This is a genomic window from Synechococcus sp. R55.3, assembly GCF_047461975.1.
Classification (GTDB): Bacteria; Cyanobacteriota; Cyanobacteriia; order Thermostichales; family Thermostichaceae; genus Thermostichus.
The window spans coordinates 1-6,088 of the sequence record NZ_JANSIG010000107.1 but is presented as its reverse complement, the minus strand read 5'-3'; the positions used below and the strand labels follow the sequence as shown (position 1 = coordinate 6,088).

General features: G+C 58.5%; 5 protein-coding genes, 1 tRNA gene and 1 pseudogene. 2 read left to right on the top strand and 5 right to left on the bottom strand.

Translation table 11 applies throughout. The features are described from left to right. Positions 1 to 15 precede the first annotated feature (15 nt). Both NW849_RS13040 and NW849_RS13035 read left to right on the top strand, forming a co-directional pair. On the top strand, positions 16 to 2,427 hold the full coding sequence (locus NW849_RS13040) for a DEAD/DEAH box helicase (protein WP_414358132.1): 2,412 nt from the start codon (positions 16 to 18) through the stop codon (positions 2,425 to 2,427). A 40-nt stretch (positions 2,428 to 2,467) separates the two neighbouring features. Continuing rightward, on the top strand, positions 2,468 to 2,827 hold the full coding sequence (locus NW849_RS13035) for a hypothetical protein (RefSeq protein WP_414331067.1): 360 nt from the start codon (positions 2,468 to 2,470) through the stop codon (positions 2,825 to 2,827). Between the two features lie 260 nt (positions 2,828 to 3,087). Here the strand turns inward: NW849_RS13035 and NW849_RS13030 are convergent. The 5 genes and pseudogenes from NW849_RS13030 to NW849_RS13010 all read right to left on the bottom strand — a co-directional run. Beyond that, positions 3,088 to 3,172 (bottom strand) — tRNA-Ser (locus tag NW849_RS13030). A gap of 73 nt (positions 3,173 to 3,245) precedes the next feature. After that, the gene (locus tag NW849_RS13025; protein ID WP_414358121.1) at positions 3,246 to 3,674 is read right to left on the bottom strand and encodes a DUF2358 domain-containing protein; all 429 of its coding nucleotides are present in this window, start codon (positions 3,672 to 3,674) and stop codon (positions 3,246 to 3,248) included. Continuing rightward, a complete protein-coding gene (locus tag NW849_RS13020) occupies positions 3,671 to 4,468 on the bottom strand; it encodes an MBL fold metallo-hydrolase (protein ID WP_414358118.1) in 798 nt (265 codons plus the stop codon). Before NW849_RS13020 ends, NW849_RS13025 begins: the two co-directional genes overlap by 4 nt. Before the next feature lie 15 nt (positions 4,469 to 4,483). Further along, the gene (locus NW849_RS13015) at positions 4,484 to 5,824 is read right to left on the bottom strand and encodes a TldD/PmbA family protein (RefSeq protein WP_414358131.1); all 1,341 of its coding nucleotides are present in this window, start codon (positions 5,822 to 5,824) and stop codon (positions 4,484 to 4,486) included. Positions 5,825 to 5,878: 54 nt separating this feature from the next. Then, a pseudogene (locus NW849_RS13010) lies at positions 5,879 to 6,088 on the bottom strand (RNA-guided endonuclease TnpB family protein); the annotation flags it as partial.

Sequence of the window (6,088 nt, the reverse complement as noted above, 5' to 3'; positions counted from 1 at the left end):
GTTGATTTGGATCCCATGAGTGCGCTTCTCTCCCCGGCAACCGATTTGCTGGACGAGTTGCGGCAGCTTTTCCCCTTCGAGCTGGACGACTTTCAGATCCGAGCCATTCAGGTTCTGGCTGCTGGGGAATCGGTGGTGGTCTGTGCTCCCACGGGATCCGGCAAGACCCTGATCGGAGAGTATGCCATCTATCGGGCCCTATCCCAGGGCAAGCGGGTTTTCTATACAACGCCCCTGAAGGCCCTCTCCAACCAAAAGTTCCGGGATTTTGGCCAGCAATTCGGCCCAGAACAGGTTGGCCTGCTCACCGGCGACATCTCCATCAACCGGGAGGCGCCGATCTTGGTGATGACCACCGAGATCTTCCGCAACATGCTCTATGGCACGCCGCTCTCTCTGGCCGTTCAGAGAGGAGCCTCCGGCGATGGGATGGAACCTTGGGAGGAGGCGGAGGCCCTGAGTCGGGATCCCTTGCGAGAGGTGCAGGCGGTGATCCTGGACGAATGCCATTACATGAACGACCAGCAGCGGGGCACCGTCTGGGAAGAAGCAATCATCTACTGCCCCCCCACGATCCAGCTCATTGCCCTTTCTGCCACCCTGGCCAACAGCGACCAGCTCACCGATTGGATGAACCAGGTGCATGGCCCCACCCATCTGATCGACTCCAACCACCGCCCGGTGCCGCTGCAATTTCACTTTGCCAATCGCAAAGGGCTGTTCCCCCTGCTGGAGCAAACCGAGTCCGGCCAGTGGGTTTGCAATCGCCGCCTGAAAAGCAAACTCCCCAAGTCAGGTCAGTCTCCCTATGGGGGAGTGCCGGATATGGTGCAGGTGGTGGAGAACTTGCGCCAGCGGGACATGCTGCCGGCCATCTATTTCATCTTCAGTCGCAAAGGCTGTGATATGGCCGTGGCCAGCGTAAGGGATCTGGACCTGATAGCCAGCGAGGAAGAGCGGCAGCAGTTGGCTGAGCAGATCGACCGCTTTTGTCGAGAAACGCCCGAAGCTGTCCGCCGAGATCAGTTGGATGCCCTTTACCGGGGCATTGCCGCTCACCATGCCGGTATGTTGCCTGCCTGGAAGGGGCTGGTGGAGCATCTGTTTCAGCAGGGATTGGTGAAGCTGGTCTTCGCCACCGAGACTTTGGCCGCCGGGATCAACATGCCTGCGCGAACCACGGTGATCTCTTCCCTTTCCAAGCGCACCGACACGGGCCACCGCCTCTTGACCGCTTCTGAGTTTATGCAAATGTCGGGCCGAGCCGGACGGCGGGGCAAGGACATCATCGGCCATGTGGTGACGGTGCAATCCCCGTTTGAGGGGGCCCAAGAAGCTGCGCGGCTGGCCACCTCTGGAGCGGATCCCTTGGTGAGCCAGTTTACCCCCACCTATGGCATGGTGCTGAACCTGCTGCAAAAGCACTCTTTGGAAGCAGCACGGGATCTGATCAACCGCAGCTTTGGACAATATTTGCTCTCGTTGCAAAAGTTGCCCGCACAACAGGAAATCCAACACACGCGGGCCGAGCTACAAGAGATCGATCGCATCCTGGCAAACGTTTCCGACGAAGACATTGCCCGCTATGAGAAAATGCAGGCGCAACGGCGGGAAGAACGGCGCATTTTGCGCTACTTGCTCAAACAACGGGAAGCCGAGCCGGATCCCACCTTGCGTCTGTTGGCTTTTCCCCACATCCAAGCCCAAGAGGAAAAAATTCGCGCCCTAGAAGCTCAAATCCGAGAGAACCCCGCTCACCAAGTGGGGAAAAAGTTGCTGGGTTTGCGAGAAAAACGACAGCGCTTGCTCAAGCGCCTCGAGCACCTGGAGCGGCAGAGCGATTCCGTGCAGGAGTTGCGCTGGCAACAATTTATGGCCTTGGTGGGGGTGTTGCAGGATTTCGACTGTCTGCAAGAATATCAACCTACCGATAGCGGAGAGGTGGTGGCTGCGCTGCGGGGGGATAACGAGCTCTGGCTGGCGCTGGCTCTGCTCTCCGGTGAGTGCCAGGGCTGTGCTCCTCATCATTTGGCCGGAGTTGTGGCTGCCTTGGTCTCAGAGGCTCCCCGTTCAGGCATCTACAGCCGGTTGCGCACCTCAGGAGTGGTGGAAGATGTGCTGCACGGGTTACGGGGTTTACGGCGGCAACTGTTCCGCAGCCAACGCCAACACCAGGTGTTTCATGTGCCGATTGGGTTTGAGCCCAGCTTGGCCGGGATCGTCGAACATTGGGCTCAAGGGATCCCTTGGGAGACCCTGGAAGCCAGCACCAACCTAGATGCCGGAGACCTGGTGCGCCTGATCCGCCGCACGCTGGATTTGCTTTCTCAGATCCCTTATGTTCCCCATCTGCCGGCGGAGTTACGGGAAAATGCCCGTCAAGCCCAAAAAATGCTGGATCGCTTCCCGGTGAGCGAGTTGATCTAGCGAGCTCAGACCGTTTGCTGTTCAGTGAGGTTGCAGCTCTATGATGCCCGCCGGTGAACCCACCCTCAGGGATGTGTTGAGTGTTATTGAAGAGATCCGGCAAGATGTGGAAGAGATCCGACAGGATGTGGAAGGACTCCGGCAGGATGTCTCCAGAACCAACGAGCGGCTAGAAGCCCTGGCAGCCGATCAAGCAAAGCGCTGGGCCGAGCAGGAAAGACGTTGGGCTGAGCAGGAGAGACGTTGGGCCGAGCAGGGGATAGAAAACCGGGTGATCCTAGAACGAATTGACACCTATCAAAAGGCTAGCGCCCAAGTGGTTAACCTGGCTTTTGCCTTGATTGGAGCTGCCACCGTAGCTCTTGTCGGCATCGTCCTACGGTTGGCCGTTAGTCTATAGTCAGCTGGTTCGGCAAAAACTTCGGCAGGCAGGATGGCCTTGCTTCTCTATTCGGCAACTGGTACGGCTTGTCCTTGAGTTTGGCATTCCGAATGGCCATCTCTGACAGGGCCATGTCCCACCCCGTCTGTTATATCCCCTATTGTGTCCCACTTTAGCCTGGATTACAGTGGGTTTCCCCGGTCTATCGTGGACACTAAAAAGCCCAGAAGCCTTGCTGGGTAAGAGCTTTCTGGACTTCAGTGGACGTTATCGGATTACGGAGAGAGTGGGATTCGAACCCACGGTGAGTTGCCCCACACAGCATTTCCAGTGCTGCGCCTTCGACCACTCGGCCATCTCTCCAGATTGAGAACAGGGGCGACTTTCCAGAGAGCTAAAAAGTCAGCTTTGTGATCCTAGCAGAGGATGGAAGCCATCAATGAGATCCTTTGGGATCCCCAGGCCGAAACATTTGCAGCAGCACTTCCCAGCGGGAGCATCGCCAGTAGTCAATATGGGATCCGATTAACCCCGACTCGTTGATCTGTATTTCTGTCCAGCCAGGGATGCACAGGCGGGGACGCCAAGGCAAAGCCAAAGCACCGCTTAGGATCCACTCGGTGCGGATCTGGTTGCCGGTTTGCCGAATATCCTGCAGCTCGAGACGGATATCCTCTATCCAACGCCCTATCCCCTCGATCATGCGGCGATAGCGATCCAAGCCGCGAAACTCGTTGAGGGGATCCCGGAAGTAAACCTGCGGGTCGTAGATCGCATAGGTCTGATCCCGGGGAAAGCGAGCGTAATCTGCCCGCAAGATGGCCACCAGATCGGCGCTAGGCGGGGCTTGGGAAGGAAGGCTCATGTCTTGGCCACGACAGAAAGAGACACCGTTTCCCCAGGGGCGGGGCAACACAACTGGATGGATTGGGACGTGGCGGCATTCAAGGCTGCCAGCTTTTCTCGAAACTCCTGCAGGCTGCCCAAGGGGCGGATCTGGGCGGCAAACCAGCCGTGGTAGTCCACCTCTCCCATCGCCGTAGGGATCACCTGCTGGGGGCGTAGGGCTGCCACCACCTCCAGGGCCCGCTCTGGCCCCATGATCACCTCTCCCAAGAGGGGAAAGATCTGCCCCACCACCGGGATCAGCAGAGTATGAATGGGGCACAATTCCTGCTGCAATCGCAGCCGGATATCCGGTTGGGAAAGATGAGGCTCGTAGTAAAGCCGTGTCTGGGAGGGCACCTCTTCCAGCAGATAGCCCAGCTCACGGACAGGCCCTAGGGACGCACCGGGAATGGCTGTGACCCGCAGATCCCCCCAGCGAACAGACTGCCAGGGATCCAGAGCCTGAACCGTTGCAAATCCCAGACTCTTCACGACTCTGGCTGCAGCCGGCGAGGCCAAAACGGGGATCCGCTTATCCAGGCGCTGCAGCGTTGGCGGGTGGCAGTGATCCGGCTGGGCTTGGCTGAGGAGGATCCCGTCGATTTTGGGCAGGGTCTCCGGCGTAAAGGGGGGTGGTTGGCGGTGCTCCAGGCGGATGAACCAGGGGATCCCCAGAAACACCAGGGGATCCACCAGCCACGGATCCAATAGGAAGGTTTGCTCCCGGGTGTGGATGAGCCAACTGTTGAGGTCGATGCGGGTCAGTTGCATGAGTTTGAAGTGAGGTTATTGCCCGGTAATGGAGAGATCGGCAACCCAAATGCGGGGACACAGCCCACCGGGTGTGACTTGCGGCTCGGGCTCGACGTAGAAAATCGACTTCAACAGCTCCAGGAAGTCTCCGGCCACCGTGGCCGCTTCGATGCTGATGCGCTCTCCTTGGCGCACCCACCACCCCTGAAACGGCAGCGAGAAGGATCCCTGTAGGGGCTTAACGCCGGCATGAAGCGCTTGCAGCTCATCGATCCAAACTACATTTTCAGCCGTAGCCAAGTCATAGGTGCTCTCCGGCGGTGCCCCGGCAAACACATGGTAGTAGTGGGCAGCAACCGTGACCTTAGCACCGATATTGGCGTGGCCTGTGGGCTGGGCTCCTAGGCGCTTAGCCGTACCGGCGCTGTGCAAAAAGTGGGTCAAGACCCCATTGGTGATGAGAGGGACACGGCGGGTGGGGGTGCCTTCTCCATCAAAGCTGATCGCTCCCACATTGGTCGGGTGTAGGGCATCGTCACACACCGATAGAAGAGGCGAGGCAATGGTCTTGCCCAGGGATTCTGGGGTGGACAGGCTTTGGTTGTCCAAAATGTTTTGAGCATTGAACACATTGGAGAAGGCGCTCAACAAACTCAAAAAGGCTTCTCCGGAAAAGACCACTGTGTATTTTCCAGAGGGGATCCGCTCGTACTCCAGATGGCTCATCAATTTCTCAGCAGCTTCCTGCACACAACCCTGGATATCCAACTCATCCAGGCTGCGGGCCACTCGCATGGCTCCGGCACTGCGGGGTTTGCGGCCCTCTTGCTCTGCCTTGCTGTAGAGAAAAACCGAAGCGAGGGTATGCTCCTCTTGTCGCAGGGCTTGGTGGCTGTTGAGGTAGAAGCGGTTGATCTGCCGCTGCGCTAGGCCGTTGTAGGGCACCCCCTGAATGGCGGGATGGGATCCCAGGAGTGCCTTTTCGGCAGCCACCAACTGTTCCAACAAGTCGCCAGCCAAAGCCAACGGCCCTTTGTCGTTACAAGGCTGAGCAATAGGCAGAGTGGCTTCTGGGCTGAATTGAGGGGCATGTTCCCGCACGCCAAAACGGCTGGCTTCAAAGGCCGTTTGCAGGGCCAGTTCTAGCCCCGCCTCATCCACATCGGTGGTGGAGGTCACCCCCACCTGCCCTTGGTCGTTCCAGGCCCGCACCGTCACGCTGCAGCGGTGGGAAGCCTTGACCTGGCGAGGTTCCCCATGATCTACCTGCACGCTGGTTTCATCCACTTGAGCCCCGTAGAGATCAAACTGAGGGATCCCCAACCGCTGGGCACAGCTTTGTGCCTGTTCTGCCAACACCGCGACCTGCACCATTGCCACTCCCCAAGTTCCTGTTGCCATCCAGCGCCTCTAGTAAACTACCCGCACTCATGCTGACGCAGAGCGCTCCGCACCGCTAAAGCGAAAGAGTGCAGGCTTTCGGTAGCCCTGTAGTTGGCAAGCCAACCACGGACCTCTAGGCTGGTTTACAGCAGCCCCAAGTTTGGCAATCATGTTGGCCCCATTCCAGTCCGCATCCCCTTCCCATCCACAGTGCCCACACTTAAACTGCTTCCCACTGCGATAGGATTGCGCAGG

Excerpts from the sequence above, each read along its gene's own strand:
- NW849_RS13040 (WP_414358132.1), top strand. The coding sequence starts at position 16 with ATGAGTGCGCTTCTCTCCCCGGCAACCGATTTGCTGGACGAGTTGCGG.
- NW849_RS13035 (WP_414331067.1), top strand. The coding sequence starts at position 2,468 with ATGATGCCCGCCGGTGAACCCACCCTCAGGGATGTGTTGAGTGTTATT.
- NW849_RS13025 (WP_414358121.1), bottom strand. The coding sequence starts at position 3,674 with ATGAGCCTTCCTTCCCAAGCCCCGCCTAGCGCCGATCTGGTGGCCATC.
- NW849_RS13020 (WP_414358118.1), bottom strand. The coding sequence starts at position 4,468 with ATGCAACTGACCCGCATCGACCTCAACAGTTGGCTCATCCACACCCGG.
- NW849_RS13015 (WP_414358131.1), bottom strand. The coding sequence starts at position 5,824 with ATGGTGCAGGTCGCGGTGTTGGCAGAACAGGCACAAAGCTGTGCCCAG.